Raw genomic sequence first — 3,382 nt, 5'->3', positions numbered from 1 at the left:
GACCAGGACCTGCCACTGTTCCGGAGTGCGGTGTTTTCTCATGGGAGCAACCTCTTATTAGGAAATCAGAGGTTACTGTAGAGCGAAATTCAGTGGGGTGGCAGGACGTCTCGGAATGAACGCTTACTGCTCAAAGACAAGAGGGTGTTCGATGAAGAACGGTTCCTGAGAGGTTAGTCACGCCACGGGCTGAGCAAGACGTCTAACTGGATCAGAAAGGATGACGCCGAAGACTGCGAGTCCGCTGACTGGTACCCGATACCAAAGCGGTTTTCTGTCACCGATGTCGAAGCCAGAGCGACTTGATTAGCCAGCCCGTGGGCGTGCCTTAATACCATGAGCCAGTGCGCTTACACCGGTCCTGAGCCTGAAACTAACTGGAGCCTTGCAGCCCGACGCTTGAATAGCGCCAGTGACCGGTTAACCGATGAATGTCTGGTGCCCCTGACCCACTGATGGAACGACCGGTCAGGCAGTGGCCTAAAGCCACGTAAGAGAGCCCCTATATGTGTTTGCTGTAAGTGCCTGACAGCTCGACGAGACTAGCGAAGCAGGCGTTCTCGCTCATGGGTTTAGGTTGGCCGCTGGTGCGGCCAAAAAATCACTATTGTCTGTTGATTCCGAGAAGGCTCATATGTGTTACACAGCACCGAAATTCCCCCTAAGAATGAACACAATAGGCGTCAGCAGGATGAACGCGACAACGAATGCTGGGAACATTGATCGAGCTAACAGTGTTAAAAAAGTCGGTTTGGTATGCAAAACGACTCCAGGAAGCTCATCCAAAATCCAAACTGCCATCTCGGTACCAACCACTAATTCCTCGTCGGGTGTGTAAGGGGGAGGAGCGATAAAATGGAGAGGCCCCCTCCCTTCAACCCTGATGCCCAGTTGAACTAACCGATCTAGAGCAGCACGATGATTCTGCTCAACCATTGCTGAGGTCTGTCTGGCCCCAGACAATGGCTTTAGCTGCGAAAAACGCACCAGTGCGATCAGCAAAAAGATCGCTGATACCGCTATTAAATAGTAAACGACGAACTCGGTTGTATTCATGCGGTGTAACGCCGCAATCACCCGCTTGTCGGGTGCATTGCTTTGTTATGCGCTTTCTCTGCAAGTGCGTTGATCGCACATTCATCTAACCGGGCACGCCGTACCTCTTCGAATATCCGAGCGCCCGAGCGCTCGTAGAAGCTCCTTCCTCGATCATTGTCGGTAGCCACGATCCAGTCAATACGCCCGCAGCCAGTATTCTGAGCGAGGATACACAGCTCTGAGAGTAGAGCTTCGCCCACACCGCTTCCCCGGAACTGCGGATAGACAAACAGATCGTCTAGCCAGATGCCAGGCTTGGCAATGAACGTGGAATAGATACTGTAGTACGTCGCGATACCCACGGCCTCGCCTGACTTCATGGCCAAGAGCGCAAACGCCTTGGGTTGTTCGGAGAAGAAAGCTTCCTCAATGTCAGCTTCCGTAGATTGAAGCGAATTCAAACACCCATCGAATTCCGCTTTTCCTCGAACAAGGTCGAGTATCGCAGGAACGTCCGCTTTTTCTGCCTTCCTGATTTCAATAATAAGAGTACCCTCTCTATGGATGCGCATAACGCCGCCAACACGCGCAGCTTTGTAGTGAAGGCGAAGCCGCAACCGAAATGGTGTCGCTATGCTTGGATTGGTTAGTGGCAGACGCCCGTGACGTTGGCTCTTGCCCAAAGCAGGCTCCCATGAAGCGTTGGCCGCCTACATTCTCTGCGGAGTGGTTGCCTCTCTAGTTCAGGCAACCAGCAGGTGACGTCTAACCGCGTGCTGTGCATCAGTCTTTCATATTCTTCCACGCGAATACCGAGGCCAAAATAATGATACCGATGGCAGCACCAAAGTATAACGTAGCGATCGTAGCGCCAATCTCTACCGCCTGCTCAAGGAACAGAACCACCAGTATCACAACAGCCACTTGGCTTACTGTTATCTTCAAATCATGGAAGCTCTTAATGTTCAGAGGGTTTTGGGATTCTCTGTATTCATCAGACACCGGACGGATGAACAGACGATACAGGCTAACCGCCATGATCTGAAAAGTAATAGCGATCAGCAGGAGATCCAACAGCTTCAGGAGGCGAACCGCGAGGCTCTTGCCGTCGTCAGCAGAGACAGGTATATCACGTACTACATCCAGTGCGGTATTCCAGATTATGTTAACCGAGGCACCATACAAGAGCAAAGATGACACCGCACAGATAACGACTGCCACCCACACCATAAACCGACTACTTCTGAAAACTCTCTCGATCATAATTTCTCCGGGCCGCGTCACAACGTCAGTTACAGACTCACAATTTTCTCTTAGTCGGTTTCATCGGACCATCTACTATCTCGTTAATCAACCTCTAGATTGTGCTTTCTACGGCGTTAGCCGAACACTGGAGCTGTCGGATTACTGCTGGATTACTTCAAACGTTCGTGACCCTGACATGACCTGGAGAAAAGCCACTAACGCTTGGCTTTGCGGCGTGCCGGAGCGCCAGCGCAGGCGCGTCGGACAACAGCCACTTGTTATGTTCTCAGTTGCTTGAAGTACCATTCGGCCTGGCCCCACTCAAGGTCCTGTTCCATGCGCCAATCAAAAGGTCGAGGATGCCGGTGGTGATCAACTAAGTATTGAAGGTGTTGGTGGGCAATTTCTGGATCGTAAACTCTCCAGACCAAGCGTCGAGTTTTGTTCCAGGTTTCTCTGACAAGGAACAAAGCGTTTCCACCTGCTTTGATTTCTTCGTCTAATTTGTCGCAGAACGGATCGACAATTTCTCTTCCTTCCTCCGAGGGCATTCCATTTTCGACTGTTTCCTCAAAGTCGATGATTACCGAAAGGTGCCACCCGAAAATCTGTTTATGCTCAAAGTCACTGAGTGCAGAATTGAGTATCCCAATACACGGCAAGCTGTCCTCTTTCCATTCCATCAGCGTATAGGACTCCTCAGGGAGGACCACACGCACCTCATTTTCTTTGAGAGGCTCTTCCTTTTTTCTTCCAAACAACTTCCCTAGCACAACATTTCTCCTGGAACATAACGCCGAAGCACAGCGGCGACCTTGGAGTGGCGACGAAGGAGCCACGTAAAGGGCGTCCGGCGGCCACCGGCCGCGTACTGCTGCGCCTTGTTAAATGGCCCTAGGCACACGGTCCGATTGAGCCACTGTTTGATTGAGTTGCCGGAGTTTGTTGAGAGAGACTTGAAACTGGCCATTACTAGCCCGGATTTCTCATGAGGGGATAAAAGAAAGCGGCTGAAAGTGCTATAGTTTCAGGACCTTACACCGTTCACCAAGCACCAACAGCCGCTATCCAAAATGGTACCTGAAAAACTGACCTTCTC

At 51.2% G+C, this 3,382-nt stretch carries 4 protein-coding genes; all 4 read right to left on the bottom strand.

Annotation, left to right across the window (positions count from 1 at the left end; genetic code table 11):
• Positions 1–639: 639 nt before the first annotated feature.
• Complete coding sequence (locus LWH94_RS18890; RefSeq protein WP_232903276.1) at positions 640–1,056, bottom strand: hypothetical protein; 417 nt, start codon at positions 1,054–1,056, stop codon at positions 640–642.
• A gap of 17 nt (positions 1,057–1,073) precedes the next feature.
• The gene (locus tag LWH94_RS18885) at positions 1,074–1,721 is read right to left on the bottom strand and encodes a GNAT family N-acetyltransferase (protein WP_015278138.1); all 648 of its coding nucleotides are present in this window, start codon (positions 1,719–1,721) and stop codon (positions 1,074–1,076) included.
• 100 nt (positions 1,722–1,821) lie between these two features.
• Positions 1,822–2,301: a YqhA family protein gene (locus tag LWH94_RS18880; protein WP_232903275.1), complete on the bottom strand. Its 480-nt coding sequence runs from the start codon at positions 2,299–2,301 to the stop codon at positions 1,822–1,824.
• A 260-nt stretch (positions 2,302–2,561) separates the two neighbouring features.
• Positions 2,562–3,056 carry a DUF695 domain-containing protein gene (locus LWH94_RS18875; protein ID WP_232903274.1) on the bottom strand — a complete coding sequence of 165 codons (495 nt, stop codon included), beginning with the start codon at positions 3,054–3,056 and terminating at the stop codon, positions 2,562–2,564.
• Between the last annotated feature and the right edge of the window lie 326 nt (positions 3,057–3,382).

It is taken from the genome of Marinobacter sp. G11 (genome assembly GCF_021282325.1).
GTDB lineage: Bacteria > Pseudomonadota > Gammaproteobacteria > Pseudomonadales > Oleiphilaceae > Marinobacter > Marinobacter vinifirmus.
This window is presented reverse-complemented; position numbering and strand designations above follow the sequence as displayed.